Source organism: Halobacteriovorax sp. GFR8, assembly GCF_050955245.1.
Taxonomy (GTDB): domain Bacteria; phylum Bdellovibrionota; class Bacteriovoracia; order Bacteriovoracales; family Bacteriovoracaceae; genus Halobacteriovorax_A.
In genome coordinates, this window is record NZ_JBPBLR010000002.1 from 2,200,729 (window position 1) to 2,216,320 (window position 15,592).

Consider the following 15,592-nt stretch of genomic DNA (forward strand, 5'->3'; position numbering starts at 1 on the left):
TCCCTATGACTTTGCAGATTTCTTTAAAAGTTCCATGATCTCACTAATCTTCTCTTCAGAATCTTTTTCTGAACCTGACTTAATTGCTTTCATGACACAGCTATTTAAGTGAGACTCTAGAATTACATGTTCAAGACCTTTAAGGGCACTTCTAATCGATTTGATCTGTGTGAGAATATCCACACAGTACTTTCCATCTTCGATCATATTTTTGATACCACGTACTTGTCCTTCAATTCGATTGACTCTTGTTAGTGTTGCTTTGTGATCTGGGTGTTTACTCATATTAACTTCCTTATTCTTAAACTGTTTGAAACAACTGAAATACTACTCAATCCCATGGCCACACTTGCCAGAACAGGTGGCATTGTTGGTCCGCCAAAAATAACAAGGACACCGGCCGCAATAGGAATTAGTAGAGTGTTATAAATCATTGATAAAAAGAGGTTTTGCTTGATGATCTTCATTGTCCCTTTTGCAAGTTCAATGAATTCCACTGCCTTAGCAATATCACCTTTAACAATTGTCACATCTGAAGCGCTAATTGCAACGTCTGTTCCAGTCCCCATGGCCATCGATAAGTCTGCTTTTGCAAGAGCAGGGGCATCGTTAATTCCATCACCAATCATGGCAACCTTACGGCCTTGAGCTTGTAATTTCTCAACTTGCTTGGCCTTAGCAATAGGAAGTGCCTTTGCGATATAGTGATCAATTCCAATCTCTTCACTTACACTCTTGGCAACAAGATCGTTATCACCAGTAATCATCCAAGTTTCAATACCAAGAGATTTAAAATGTTCAATCGCCTCTTTTGCACTTGGCTTAATTTCATCACCTACAATCAGAGTTGCCACGTGTTCTTTATTTCTAGCAACAAAGATAAAGCTTCCAATTTTCTTTGACTCTAAATCGCTAGCTCTTTTAATTCTTGAATCATCTAAAATTGATTCATTACCAATATGATATTCAATACCATCGATCTCAGCGATAATACCCTTTCCCTTAATAACTTCAAAACTATCAGGCTCATTTAACTGAACCCCCTGTTCTTTCGCAAAATTTAGAACCGCCTTAGCAAGAGGGTGCTCAGAGAATTGCTCAATTGAAGCAAGATGTGCAAGAGTTTGCCTTGAGTCTTCACTCTTTTTATAAAGAGCGTCGATGACACTTGGTCGACCGAAAGTAATTGTTCCAGTCTTATCAAAAATAACCGTATCGATTTCAACGGCCTTCTCAATAACTTCGCCACCTCCGATAAGGAGACCTTTTAAAGAAGCTCTACCTGTAGAGACCACGACGGCCGTCGGAGTAGCAAGACCGAGAGCACATGGGCAAGCAATAACTAATACTGCAATAAAGCTTGAAATTGCATTCCCCCACTTAGGCTCCGCTCCATAAAAGAACCACGCAAGAAAAGTGATGATAGAAATGACAATAACAACAGGAGTAAAAACTCCACTTATTTTATCTGCATATTTTTGGATATTTGGTTTAGAAGACTGTGCTTCTTCAACGAATTTAATGATTTGAGAAAGGAAAGTGTCACTACCAACTTTAGTTGCTTTATAATCAATAACGTGATCCCCATTGATTGTTCCAGCAAAGACTTGTTCCCCTTCACCTTTCTTAACAGGTAGCGGTTCACCAGAGATCATTGATTCATCGATAGCACTACTACCTTTAATAATTTTACCGTCAACTGCAAATTTCTCACCTGGGCGAACTCTTATCGTATCGCCAACGACGACTTCACTAATGGCGACTTCCATAAAAGAGCCACCTCTTTGAATTGTAGCCTTCTTTGCCGATAACTTAAAAAGATCATTAAGGGCCTCTTTTGTTTTCTTCTTGGCCCTTTCTTCAAAGTACTGACCTAGGAAAACAAATGAAGTAATGAATCCCACCGCCTCAAAGTATACTCTAGTCGTCAGTCCTAATTCACGGCTTAGCTCTGTAAAAAGAGTAATAAAAACACTATAAAGAAAAGCTGCTGACGTCCCTAGTCCAATAAGAGTATTCATATTTGAGCGGCCACTCCTTAAGAATTGAAGAAGTGATCTTTGAAACTTCAGACCAATCCATGCCCAAATAGGAGTCGTTAGTGCGAGTTGGATATACCAATTGGCCTTCTTTGTTGGCCAACCTTTAAAGGGACCCATTTCAAATAAGAAAACCACTACGGCCAGAGTTATTCCAATAACAAATTTATGAAAGTTGTCTTTTTCGATCGATTTGGCCGCTGATGCCGTTTCTTCTTGGGCCTCTTCATCAGTCTGAATGGTATAGCCTAGTTCTACAATTTTTTTCTCGATATCTGTTAAGACATCTTTATTTTCATATTCAAAGTGTCCGCTTTCGATTGCGTAATTTACACTCGAGAGTTTAACACCATCAATTTTTGAAACTTCACTTTCAATAGAAGCTGCACAACTAGCACAGCTCATACCTGAAATTTTTAAGTTTACACTATTTTGTGCTTCCACTCAGTCTCCTAAGCCTCAAGCTTCTTCATGCTTGAAACAGGAAATCCTATTTCTCCAAGCATTGATTTGATTTGCATATTTGAAAAATCTTGCTCACCTGTTACAAGAACTTCTTGGTTTTCGATATCAACATTTATATTTGTCACTCCTGAAAGATCCTTAAGTTGGTTTTCGACCTTACCGACACATCCTCCACACTTAATCCCACTCACAACAAATTTAACTTTTTTCACATTAACCTCTCTTCTCATTAAACCATATACCCCCATAGGGTATACAGAATAATAAAACCACAGTTAAAATAAAGCAATTTAAGATTTGTTAATTGACATAGAAATGACAAAGACCCTTTCTCGAGGGCCTTAAGTATCTGAATTAATTGATAGTTAGATATCTACTTCTTACTTGGTAGTTTGGGGCCAACAAAGCGATCGTCGTTATAGACCATATCCACACTAGAAGGGCCACGAACTTCATCCACACTCTTGTGGGCTATTAGGGCCACAATCATATCATCAGGCTTCATTTGATCAAAGATATGACCAACGATGGACTTTCTAAGCTTCTCATCATCCTCGCAGCAAATGAGCTCCCTTATACTAGGTGAAACGACCTCGCTTACTTTGGCCTGGATAACAGTCTCCTCTTGAATAGGTCCCACAAAGTCTTGCCCATACTCTTGAACCTCAAGACAGCGAACTTGTGCAACTTCACTACAGCGAAGTAAGCTATCAAGTTGTGAATCCTGGGCAAAACTAATTGATGAATATATTAGTGCAAAGTAGAGAATTGCAAATTTTAATAAGATCATGCTTCCTCCTGGCCAACGTACTACTTATAAAGTTAGCAAGATGATCAATAATCTATATTGTAACCTTCTTTTGAAAATCAATAAGATAAGATCCCAACCTATTGAAATTTGAACAGTAAGGTTAACGTATTAACAATAATTTTTGACTAGTTTTTCGGGCACAGTGGCATATCAGGGTCTTTCTGACATAAGTAGGCCTTAAGAATTTCATTCTCTTCTTTTAGTGTTTCAACCTGCTCTTCCAGAGAGGCCACCCGACGAGAAATCCCTTCTTGCATGAGATTTAGCATGCGCTTATTCTCTTCAATTTCTCTTTGCTGCTCTTTAGTCGCATTAATAAGCGCTAAGAAGATTGGATCATTATCAACAGTTAAATAATCATCAGTCGTCTTTCTAACCGCTTCAGGAATAACTTTTTGAATATCCTGGGCGATAAAACCAGAGTGCTCTCTCTCATTTAGAATACCAAGAGCGTTATCGTCTTTATAGCGATACTTAATTGTATCAATGGCCATAATGGCATCGAGGCCATAATTAAATTCGCCTGTAATATCTTTTAAGCGCGCATCAGAGTATGTCGCCCAAGAACCACCACCTGGTTTTGCTGCCGTTCCGTTAACAACTAAGCGCTCACCATTTTCCGCAAGTTGCGTCCCAGCAGAAAGACCAATAGCGACCCCACGATAATATGTATCAGTTCCCACATCAGGCTGAAGGTGTAGAGTTGAAAAATAATGTCCATACGTATCAGTTGTTGTATGTCTTGCTAAAATCCATGCTTTTCGGCCATTAAGGACTCCGCTTGTACCAATCTCAACTGCGTTATTACTATTTGAAAATTTAGAAACAATATTTCCTTGTGCAATATCAGTAGGATATTCAGCAGTACTTGCAGGGCCATGGACATGAAGAGTTGCTGCAGGATTGGTTGTATTAACACCAAGCTGCTTAGAAGAAGTAAGGGTCATTGCATAAGCATCATCAAATTGAGAGCTCGAGTCCTTAGCGTCGTCTTCATCAGTATCAAAAGTAAAATAAACCTTATCTTCATCAAGTCCAAGTCTAAAATCATCTGCATTTAGAGATGCATCTTCAAGAACAAGACCTGGACGATATGCAAAAATCTTAACATCAGATGTATTATTGGCCGCCGTAGCATCTTCAAAAAGAACCATTGGACTTCCGTTATCAGAAGTTCGTCTTACTTCAAGTTTTGAGCTAGGTACTACTGTTCCAACACCAACATTGGCAGCTTCACTAATATAGAAGTCTGGATCAGCATCACCAAAAGTTGCAGTATTCGCCTTTAAACCAAGACCCTTACTCTGACCAGACTGAATAAGTCCTGCACCATTACCACCGTTAAGACTAACATCAAGTCCCATGTACAGACCTTGATTATTATCCCTAACAGAGATGTACTTATCATTTAAACTGCCATCACCAAAAATAGCAACATTACCATTGGTCCCAACATCTAAAGTTGTACGTGGAATTGTTTTTCCAATCCCAACATTACCAATAGCTGGATTTAGAAGAAGGTCGTGAACTGCTGCCCCCGAAGACTGAGTTTGAATGATTTTCTTTCCTGCAGAGTTGATATAAACATCAAGGTACTCATCATTTGTCCCATCACTATTCTTATCAGCGGTTAGTCTAATACCTTCATAATTATCGGCGACTCCACTTTGCTGAATTGAAAGACGAGCAGAAGGAGCTGTTGTCCCCATTCCAATCTTTCCACTAGCATGGTCAACAACTAGGGCCTTCCCACCTGCGAGATCAACTTTTTGCCCTGAGTAGATTTTTACATTTCTAAGATTTGCATTAGCTCTAATTTTAAAATTTGAAAGCGGTAAGCTTCCTGTATCCACGGCACCGCTTGATTGCGTATAAGCACCATTGGGCTTTGTTATCTTCCATGTAATGATATTATTCGTGATATTAACATGACCTTTTAAACCTTTCTGTCCAGAAACATAAGCATGCCCAACGTTTCCAAGAACAGTTGAGACACCAGCAATTGTCTTTCTTATTGTCTGCTCATTATCACTCTCATGTGAAACACGATAATAATTATTACTATCTAAACCAAATTGGAATGGGTCAGAGCCAGTACTGTCAAAATCAAAAGTAATATTAATTCCTGTAGCTGTTGCACCATCAGAAAAATCGTAAGTTGTATTACTCCACTCACTAGCTGCTACAAGAAACATTGGATCAATTGATTGAACACTTGTTCCCTTAATCGTTCCTACGACATCTAGTGGCGTAGTTGGTGCTGTTGTTCCAATTCCAATATTTCCATCTTTTCCAAAACTCATGATTAAATCGTCAACACTATCGTCTTTCTTTCCATAGCGAAGATCAAGCCTATGAGTTGGTGTTGAGCTAGAGTCAAATTTATAAAAAGAATCTGCTTCAAATCCACCTAAATATAATAAATTTTGTGTCCCCGAATTTGTACGAGGTGCCCCAACCTGAACCATTGGTTCAGCCGCCCCTCCCGTATTAGCTATGCCAAGTATACTTCTACCATTAACATGAAGCTTTGTTGTAGGTGTATCAGTTCCAATACCAACATTTCCAGCATTATCAACTGTCATTTTTGTTGTGCCACCAGTTTCAAAATTAATAGCACCTGTTCCATTAACGTCAGTATCAGCCGAGATTGTATTATCGGCAATATTAGAAGATGATGAAGAGTTCACACCTGTTAAGCTTGAACCATCCCCAATGAAAGCAGTTGCTTTCACATTTCCACTAACTTCAAGTTTTTCACTAGGTGCTGTTGTCCCAAGGCCAACATTACCAGTTTTTGTATTATAAAGGTCTCCGCGAATTCGAGAATATTCTTTCACATTTAAAATAGCTGTTAAATCAGTGTTATCTGCATCGATAAAAGTGAAAGATTCGCCGTCTGATTGAGATCGAAAACCTTGGAATCCTATATTATTAGCATGAAAAGTACTGTCGGCATCATAGCGTAGCGCCCACCACGTCTCACCTTTGTAAGTTATCTCGGCAAGAGCAATCTTTGAATCAACACGATAAGCATTAGTGATCTCACCTACATCGGTATAGACAGAAGATGTATCAATCACAACATCAACATAGTAAGGTCGCGGGATGGCCGCAGAACTTCCACGATGTCCGTAGATGCGTCCATAAACCTTGTCATCACTTGATGTCTTAGCAAGTAGTAAATAAGAAAGATTAGTATAATCGTAATTAGCATAAGTGACCTGCTCATTAGTATAGAACCCAGAGAATTCAGCATCACCATCTACTGATAGCCTTGCCGCAGGAGTTGTTGTTCCTATTCCAACATTTCCTGTTTCATCAATCGTCATTCTCGTAATATTATTTGTTCTTAGTCCATACTGATGATTAGTCATGGAACCAGAGAAGGCTTCTCCAGCGATACTTGTCCCCATAGCAAATTCGATATCATTTGCCACATCTCGACCACCATAGAATGCTCCACCACTTCCTTGAACCATAACCATTCGATCTGCTGCAATACCAACAGTGGCCGAGGCTTCAGGAGTTACCCCAGGCTCTTGAAATAAAGCGATAAAATCATTTCCGTCGACTGCATCATCAGCTACGACATGAAGTTTTCTCGTAGGAGTTGCAGTACCAATCCCAACATTACCACCAGAGTATGAAATATCACTTCCACTAGTCGCCCACTGAGTCGCACGATCATCAACATAAGTTTTAATTGAACTAACAGATGGTGCTTGTCCCGTTTCAGTTCCGGCCATTGAATTGATAACAAGATTTGAGTTTGCAGCAATCGAAGTCGAATGAGCATTTAATTGCCCTTGAAGTTTTCCAAATGCCTCTAAGATTGTATCTGTTGCTGCAACACTTGAAGCAGCTCCTGTAGAGAAACCAGTAAGGGCCACATCAACTGCAGGGTTATAATTAATAATTGAATCGGCAAGCTTATCACCTACTCCTACTTGAGCAATCTTGCCATTAGTTGTCCCAACGTCAACGGCAAGAGTTCCAGTTGAAGTAATTGTTCCACCAGTCAGACCTGTTCCACCGGCAACAGAAGTAACAGTACCACCACTTCCCGTAGGCCATGAAGTTCGACAATCACCACCGATACAAAGCTCCGTACCTTTTACTCTTCCAACAACTTCAAGCTTCTCAGATGGGTTTGTTGTTCCAATACCCACATTACCGTTACTACTTATTCGCATGACTTCATCACTAGCTGTGATACCGTTGCTCAAAATAATACCACTCGTATCAAGTTTTATCCGGCGGGAGTTATCCCCAAGCTTGATATACCCTTCATTTGTGCTACTGGTAATACCTCCGACCTCAAGTCCATTAATTCTTGCGTGGGCATAGCCCGTTGAATTAGAAGCAGAAAAGGGAACATAATTGCCTGAAGAATTATAAGTAATGGCCCCTGAAGAGTTAAGACCACCAGCGGTAATTACACCATTAACAGTGAGCGGGCTTGTTGGTGAAGTTGTCCCAATTCCAACATTGCCACTATTAAAGTAAATATCACTTGCAGAATTTGTCCACTGGGATTGATTAACACCAGCAATTTCAGTTGTAACATAATTTTTCATGGCATCCACTGAAGCAGCTTGCCCAGTTTCATTTCCTGCTGTCGAATTAATAACCAATGTAGAGTTACCAGCAATCAAAGACGCGTGAGCATCTAACTGTCCCTGAACTTTACCAAAGGCCTCTAGAACCGTATCTGTTGCCACAACACTTGAAGCAGCACCAGTTGCATATCCAGTAAGTGCAACATCAAGTGCAGGATTATAATTAATAATTGAATCAGCTAACTTATCCCCTGCTCCAACTTGAGCGATCTTGCCATTTGTTGTTCCCACATCAACAGCAAGAGTTCCAGAGGAAGTAATCGTTCCACCTGTAAGTCCTGCACCACCAGTGACAGAAGTCACTGTCCCAGCATTTCCTGTTGGCCAAACTGTACGGCAATCGGCTCCAAGACAAAGTCCTGTTGCTTTTATATTGCCATCGACATCTAATTTTTGTGTTGGTTCTAAAACGCCAATACCTACTCGCCCAGCATTCGTTACTGCTAAACTTTCAATTTGAGTTGCATCCACATCGCTTACAATTCTAAATGAATGATAAGCATTATTGACGCCTTCGTTTGCAATAAGAAGACCTGACATATTAGAAAGATTTGTAAGACTTGAAATATCTGCATCAGTTGCACCAAAGCGCATGATATTTAAGTCATTGGCACTCCCCACAACGTGTAATGGGCCCATTGGAGTATTCGTTCCAACACCAACAAAACCAGTATTAAAATAAATATCAAGCCCCGAGTCTGTCCACTGAGAAGATGTAATCCCACCCGTTTGCGCAGTCACATAAGTTTTAACAGCATTTACAGAAGGAGCAATTGTCGTTTGCACCCCACTCATATCATCAATTACTTTGGCATCTGCCGCTGCATTGGCATAAGTATCGACGTACGTTTTAACGACATTCTCTGTTGCAACAGCAGTTGTCGTTGCAAGAGGGCCAGCACTATTAACAGTTAGGCCAACATCACTTGGAATTGCCCCAGTCTTGTTAATCTTTGACCAAGAAATTGCTGCATTCGTGTTGATATCAGCATCAACAATTAAATTATCTTGAATATCACTTGCAGTCGTTGAAGGTGGAGTTGTTGAACCACCAGTCACTCGTCCATAATCATCAACTGTTACCGAGTAGTAAGTGTCCCCTGTGACAACAGTTGGAAGACCAATGACTCCCGCATTATTCACAAGAGTTGCATCAACAGCAACTGATGCTGTTTGATCAACACATTCAAATTCATTTGAAGCATTTACAGAAACAACCTGTCCAGTTGAACAAGCTCCAGTGAAGTCAACACTATCCGGAGTGACAGCATCATTTGCAATCGTCTCAGCAAGTGCTGCATGATTGGCGTAAACCGCAATTGGAGTTGCCAAGATATTTTGAGAGTCATAGACAACTGGATTCATCGCATCCGTTATGTCTGTTACCTGAATCACTAAAGTTTCATTTGTTGGGATAGCATCGATCACACTTGCAATACCTGCAAAGTCTAACTCGACAGTATAGATACCATTTGAAAGAGGAACAGCGTTGATTGTCTGAGTTCCTCTATTCACTCCAGTAGAGCCTGAATAAAAAAGATCAAATTTTAAATCGGGAGTTCCAGTAACCGGTGTGCCATTTGTTAAAACAAGGCGGCCTGAGTAACCAAGCTTAGTCGTCGATGCAATAGCACTTAGGTTTAAGAATACCCCTAAACAAATTGCTAAAATAAATGTTAATTTTCGACTAACGTACAACCAAGATCCTCTGTTAATACAGTGGCTTATCGTCAGTATAGAATGGTTTCGTTAAGATCAATAATTAAATGTCATTTAGAGGACTTATCTGCCGGTGGTGATTCTAAGTAGCCTAAATTCGCCTTGATTTTGGGCCAATCAAATAATAATTACTGCCCACAGAAAGGAGCTTCAGGGTCTTTTGAACAAAGATAGTCTTTAAGCATCTTATTTTCGGCCTTAATCTCAGCATTCTCTTCTTTAAGACTTGCGATTTCTCGACTATTTCCATCTACTTTTGATTCAATTCCACTACTCATGAAATTAAACATCTTCTTATTATCTTCAATCATATGATTAAGATCTTGAAGAGCATTGATAATATAAGGAGTGAACTCTCCTTGATTAAGAGTAAGGTATTCTCCATCTTCTCTTTGTGTATCAACTGTTACTGCATGTGGAATTGCTTCTTGAACTTCTTGTGCAATAAATCCGTAATGTATTTTTTCACTCTCATCCGCATTCCAAACATAAGTACGTGGACGAAGCTTCATGATCACGTCGATACCATCTTTAAAATCTTCAATATCGTGCTTAAGTCTTCTATCTGAAGAACATGTGAAAGTTGCAGAACCTCCGGCCTTTTCACAAGCCGATCCTGTACCAGAGAATGTTCTAATGCGTCCGTCAGCATAGTTAATGGCATAAGCATCAGTAGAACACGAACCTTCACAACCAGCACCAACCCAACCTGTTGCTCCAATATTCCCTGTTACGTGTAGAGCATTTGAAGGATTGGTCATCCCAATCCCAATATTTCCATCCCACACAAATGTATTGCTATTTAAATCCATAAATCCAGAAACCTTGTCAGCATCTGTTTCAACAAAAGTTATCAATGCATCAGACTCGATACTCATGGCATTATCATAAGGAAGAGATGGACCTAAGCCCGTTTTCGATTTTTGACCTAAAAGATATGGATAGAGTGCATACCTATCAGTAGTTGAAGAAAGATTATATCCAAGAGCGTAACCAGATGCTGTTGATATATTTCCAGCGGCAACATTTATAGCATTAGTATGAATAGCGTTTTGTGAGAATGAAGTAACACTTGTCACATCTGTATCATAAACTAGTCTTAACTGCTCGACACCCGTTGCGTTGTATGCGTAACCAGTAAAAGTCGCATTATACATTGATGAACCATCTGGAATCGCAAGAGCAAGATACTTCACGCCGCTATAAGTAACATAAGCAAGGTATGTGTATTCACCGTAATTGATAATATTTCCTCGACAGCTGTCATACGCACAGGCCGTATTAACTTGTGCAGAAACTTTTCGATTCCAAGCGGCCGTTCCACCACGTCTTATATTAATCTCACCATTTATATAGTGCTCATCTAAAAGAGCTCCATCATAGGCACGGTGAAGAAGAATATAATTTATCCCTGTTGAATTTTCTGTTTGCGAGTATCCATCAATCTTGCGATTAACATGGTAGTGCTTACCATTTTCATAAACATGTAAGCGCGACGAAGGAGTACTTGTCCCTACCCCCACATTTGCAGTTTGGCGACTAATACTGATAGCATTAACATCACTTGATGTTAAAAGGTCGGCAGTCTCATGAACTCCAATGTGAAGATAATCAGGACCTGTTCCATCATAATGAATGTAGCCACCCTGGAATGTATTATTAGGCTCAGCAAAACGAATTCGCCCTGCTTCAAATTGATTACTCACATCTCCAGCAAGGGTTAGAGTTGGGCCATTGGTGACATGATCAGCTCCTCTTACCGTAAGTTTTGAAATGGGGTCATCTGAGCCAATTCCAACTTTACCATCATTTGCAATGATCATTCTTGTTTGTTCTGAAAGAGACCCATTTGTTACTGTTTTAAAATCAAGATCCGTCCCTCTTGTTGTTGGACTCCAGTCTTCTGATGCTCGCCCAGAGATTCCGGCCAATGCAGTTGTGGCCCAGTCAGAACCATCAAATCCAGTAAAAGAAATTCGTCCAACTTCATGATTTTCTAAAGGAGCAGTTTCCGCACCAATACTCCCCTTGGCCCCTCGTAGAAGAAGATGAGAAGGGTTTCCAGAAACGCGGTCAAAGAAAACAGGCTCTGTTCCGAATGTATGAATTTGCCCAAGAGGAGCATTCGTCCCAATTCCAACTCGCCCTGTGCTTTCAACAATTAGACCAGTTGTACTACTCCAAGGAGAAGATCCAAATGTCATATAAAACCTTTGTTGAGTTGTTGCACTTCCTAATAAACCAATTCCAGCAAGGCCATCATTAGTGGCATCAACACTTCCATCAGGTGTGAAGTGCATACCACGTGCCCAACTACCTGCGGTGACTGGCCTTTGTAGAGTGAGGTATCCACCTTTTAAAGTCATACTTCCATTTACTTCAAATTTATCAATCGGTGATGCAGTTCCAATCCCAACCTTTCCAGTATTATAGTAAATATCACTTCCTGAGCTCGACCATTGAGTCGCTCTCGCATCAACATAATTTTTAACAGCACTCACAGATGGCGCCTGCGTTGTTTCACTACCTGCCGTTGAATTAACAACAGCTGCTGTTTGAGCACGAGTATCCGTGAAGTATAAGTTACCGGCTTCGGCCACATCATCAGTGTCTAGACCTGTAATTGAAGTAAATTGAGCATTAATTTGAGCTTGAAGTTTTCCGTAAGCATCAACAATTGAATCGGTTGGCGCAAGAACAGAATTAGTTCCAACAGCATAACCCGTAAGAGGAGTGCCCATAACATTAGAAGCTGGAACTCGTCCACTACCGTCAAGCCTTAGAAGCTCACTTGCTCCATTTGCAGTATTGATAGCAAGGCCTACATCATTAGTATTTGCTGTAAGAGTAATATCACTTGAACTAGTTAAACCTTTAAAGACTAAGTCAGTTCCAGTTTTTGTTTTATATAGGGAAGTTCCACCAGCACTTGAAGCAGTATTGACTTCACCTGCACCAGAGATGGCAGCGGCCAAACAACCAGCACCATCAATACAAATATCATTAGTTGCCGTCACATTGATATTTCCATCAACTGTTAGTTTCTGAGTGGCCGTTGTACCAATTCCAACATTACCTGTGGCATCAGCTGTTACAATTTCTTGCCAATCTTTAAAGTCTCCAGTGTTATCACTGTGGCGAATGAAGGCACGTGGGTCTTCTGTATTATTTGCTTTAATGTGAAGCTGAGCAACAGCACCACTTGCAACACCACTTTGCATACTAAGTGTCGCACCACTTTCTCCAGGAGTAGGAGAACCTGTCGTTGAGGTATTTGAACGGTATAGACCTGCTGGTAGAGCATTGCTATCAAGAGAGTTAGATGCCGGAAGACTTAGGCCAATATTATTAGCAGAAACAATTCCACTAACCTCTAATTCTGTCGTTGGGGAATTAGTCCCGATCCCAACATTTCCTTGGAAGTAATTCTTATAAGATGCTCCGACTTGGTAAAGTCCAAATCGATTCGTAACAGTACCACCTGCTCCACTATCGTTTCCAATATGTAGGTCATAGGCATTTGTCACTGAACCAGATCGATTATAATTTGTGACCTTGATCCCATACGCATCTGTCGTGATCGGACTTGCTGTACCATCATAACTATAATGCCCGTAAGCGACGTTAGAAGCAGTTTGTACGGCCAGTGTTCCATTATCCCCATTTGCCCCAGAATTCCTAAGGGCCTGTGTTAATTGTCCAACCTGCATCCCAGTAGAAGTCACTCCAGAATCGATTTGAGTGGCATTAACAACATAAGCACCACGTGAAGAATAAGATCCATTAGTATCAATTGCATGTAGTGTTTGAGAGTAAAACCCAGATTCATCGACATTTGCGTTATTTGTCATAGCATCTGATAAGTGTAATTTCGTACGAGGAGAAGTTGTTCCAATCCCTACCATACCAGTTGAATAATAGATATCACTTGCCGATGTCGTCCATTGTGTTGAATTAGCTGCAATCGAAGTTGCTTGAGAATTAAGTTGTGCTTGAACTTTTCCAAAGGCCTCAAGAACCGTATCAGTAGCAGCAACACTTGAGTCAGCACCTACTGAAAATCCAGTAAGAGCAACATCAATAGCAGGATTATAATTGATAATTGAATCAGCTAACTTATCACCTGCTCCAACTTGCGCAATCTTGCCATTCGTCGTTCCTACGTCAACCGCAAGAGTTCCCGAAGAAGTAATCGTTCCACCTGTAAGGCCAGTCCCTCCAGTTACAGAAGTTACTGCAGCAGCAATGGAAGTTGCATGAGCATCAAGTTGTCCCTGGATTTTTCCAAAGGCTTGCAAAATAGTATCGGTAGCAGCAACACTTGAAGCGGCTCCCGTTGTATATCCAGTTAGTGCAACATCAAGGGCCGGGTTATAATTTATAATTGAATCAGCAAGCTTGTCCCCTGCTCCGACTTGAGCAATCTTGCCATTTGTTGTACCCACATCGACAGCAAGAGTTCCCGAAGAAGTAATTGTTCCACCAGTTAGACCTGCTCCACCAGTTACTGAAGTCACAGTTCCAGCATTTCCAGTTGGCCATGCCGCTCGACAATCAGCTCCGATACAAAGCTCTGTCGCTTTTACCTTTCCTGTTACATCAAGTTTTTCTGTCGGTGTAGTTGTTCCAATTCCAACTCGACCTAAATTTGAATCGAGGGTCATAAATGTCGTCCCACCTGTAAATGGTGTTGAGAATCGAAGCTGACCACCATTGTTAGCTGTATCACCAAATTGAAAATAAGAGGCTGCAGCATTTTGAACGATACGAATTCGTTGGTTGTCAGAGCTCTTATCAATTAAAACATCCCCATCGACTATATTTAATTTTGCACTAGGTGTAGTTGTTCCAATCCCGACATTCCCTGTATTAAAGTAGATATCGAGTCCAGAGTCCGTCCACTGTGACGACGTGATTGCACTTGTTTGTGCTGTTACATAATTCTTCACAGAATCAACTGACGGAGCAATTGTAGTCTGCACACCACTCATATCGTTAATGACTTTTGCATCCGCAATTGTCGTTGCCGTTGTATCAACGTAACTCTTTACAACATTCTCAGTTGCAACAGCAGATGTCGTTCCAAGAGGGCCAGCGCTATTAACAGTTAGGCCAACATCACTTGGAGTTGCCCCAGTCTTGTTAATCTTTGACCAAGAAATTGCAGCGCTTGTGTTGATATCAGCATCAACGATTAAGTTGTCTTGAATATCATTTGCTGTCGTTGAAGGAGGAGTTGTTGAACCGCCTGTCACACGTCCATAATCGTCAACTGTTACAGAATAATAAGTGTCACCTGTCACAACAGTTGGAAGTCCTATCACTCCCGCATTATTAACAAGAGTTGAATCAACGCTAACTGCTGGTGTTTGATTGACACACTCAAATTCATTTGAAGCATTTACAGAAACAACTTGTCCACTCGTGCATGAACCAGTGAAGTCAACACTATCCGGAGTGACAGCATCATTTGCAATCGTCTCAGCAAGTGCTGCATGATTGGCATAAACCGCAATCGGAGTCGCTAAGATATTTTGAGAGTCATAGACAACTGGATTCATCGCATCTGTTATATCTGTAACCTGAATAACAAGGGTTTCATTTGTTGGAATAGCATTGATCACACTTGCAATACCTGTAAAGTCTAACTCAACGGTGTAAATTCCATTTGAAAGAGGAACAGCATTGATTGTCTGAGTTCCCCTATTAACTCCAGTAGAGCCAGAATAAAAGAGATCAAATTTTAAATCGGGGGTTCCAGTAACCGGTGTACCGTTTGTTAAAACAAGGCGGCCAGAGTAACCAAGCTTAGTTGTCGACGCAAATATTCCAGAGCTTAAGAATAGACTTAAGCATAGAGCTAAAATAAATGTTAATTTTCGACTAACGTACAACTAAAGTTCCTCTGTTAATACAGTGGCATATCGACATTTTAG

The 15,592-nt window shown here is 40.5% G+C and carries 6 protein-coding genes; all 6 read right to left on the bottom strand.

Annotated elements, in window-relative coordinates; translation table 11 throughout:
- Window positions 1–3: 3 nt before the first annotated feature.
- Window positions 4–285 carry a metal-sensitive transcriptional regulator gene (locus ACRXC1_RS11020; RefSeq protein ID WP_021267828.1) on the bottom strand — a complete coding sequence of 94 codons (282 nt, stop codon included), beginning with the start codon at window positions 283–285 and terminating at the stop codon, window positions 4–6.
- The gene (locus tag ACRXC1_RS11025) at window positions 282–2,483 is read right to left on the bottom strand and encodes a heavy metal translocating P-type ATPase (protein WP_433658761.1); all 2,202 of its coding nucleotides are present in this window, start codon (window positions 2,481–2,483) and stop codon (window positions 282–284) included. The genes ACRXC1_RS11020 and ACRXC1_RS11025 overlap by 4 nt, the downstream gene beginning before the upstream one ends.
- An 8-nt stretch (window positions 2,484–2,491) precedes the next feature.
- Window positions 2,492–2,716 (bottom strand): heavy-metal-associated domain-containing protein, encoded by a 225-nt coding sequence (locus ACRXC1_RS11030; protein ID WP_433658763.1) that lies wholly within the window; start codon window positions 2,714–2,716, stop codon window positions 2,492–2,494.
- Window positions 2,717–2,877: 161 nt separating this feature from the next.
- Window positions 2,878–3,294, bottom strand: a complete 417-nt coding sequence (locus ACRXC1_RS11035; RefSeq protein WP_433658765.1) for a hypothetical protein — start codon at window positions 3,292–3,294, stop codon at window positions 2,878–2,880.
- Window positions 3,295–3,440: 146 nt separating this feature from the next.
- On the bottom strand, window positions 3,441–9,635 hold the full coding sequence (locus ACRXC1_RS11040) for a tail fiber domain-containing protein (protein WP_433658767.1): 6,195 nt from the start codon (window positions 9,633–9,635) through the stop codon (window positions 3,441–3,443).
- Window positions 9,636–9,784: 149 nt separating this feature from the next.
- Window positions 9,785–15,550, bottom strand: a complete 5,766-nt coding sequence (locus tag ACRXC1_RS11045; RefSeq protein ID WP_433658769.1) for a tail fiber domain-containing protein — start codon at window positions 15,548–15,550, stop codon at window positions 9,785–9,787.
- Window positions 15,551–15,592 lie beyond the last annotated feature (42 nt).

Bases quoted from the DNA above. Each gene is read 5' to 3' on its own strand.
- ACRXC1_RS11020 (WP_021267828.1), bottom strand. From the start codon at position 285: ATGAGTAAACACCCAGATCACAAAGCAACACTAACAAGAGTCAATCGA.
- ACRXC1_RS11035 (WP_433658765.1), bottom strand. From the start codon at position 3,294: ATGATCTTATTAAAATTTGCAATTCTCTACTTTGCACTAATATATTCA.